The organism is Seonamhaeicola marinus (assembly GCF_008085455.1).
This window is the reverse complement of record NZ_VSDQ01000686.1, coordinates 1-529: the sequence shown is the minus strand read 5'-3', so window position 1 is coordinate 529 and position 529 is coordinate 1. Positions and strand designations below refer to the sequence as shown.

At 35.9% G+C, this 529-nt stretch carries 1 protein-coding gene; it reads left to right on the top strand.

The genetic code is table 11. The annotated features are described in order from the left end of the window. Positions 1-212 precede the first annotated feature (212 nt). On the top strand, positions 213-529 hold a 317-nt coding region (locus FUA24_RS17135; RefSeq protein ID WP_317131962.1), incomplete at its 3' end, for a phosphoribosylaminoimidazolesuccinocarboxamide synthase.

Sequence of the window (529 nt, the reverse complement as noted above, 5' to 3'; positions counted from 1 at the left end):
TATGTTTACACAGCACTATTTAATTTTTTTTAGAAGCTATTTCCCGCTTTCCACTATATCTTTTTCTCGTACCTCAAAAAAGGATGCCGTTTCAATCGGGGCTAACCCCAAACCAAAAGAAAGTGTATTTTTGCAGCAAAAAGCATTTTTTTAAACAATAAAACAATAACATTGAGCGCCAATAGCCAAAACTAAAGGCAAAAACAAGAACAATGAGCAACACAATAATAAATACCAACTTTAACTTTCCGGGGCAAAAAAGCGTATACAAAGGCAAAGTAAGAGAAGTTTATAACATAAATAATAACCAATTGGTAATGATAGCTACAGATAGGCTTTCGGCCTTTGATGTAGTTATGCCAAAGGGCATACCATACAAAGGGCAAATACTAAACCAAATAGCTACAAAAATGATGGAAGCTACCCAAGATATAGTACCAAACTGGTTAGTTGCCACACCCGATCCTAACGTAGCCATTGGGCATTTATGCGAGCCTTTTAAAGTAGAAATGGTAATACGCGGTTACAT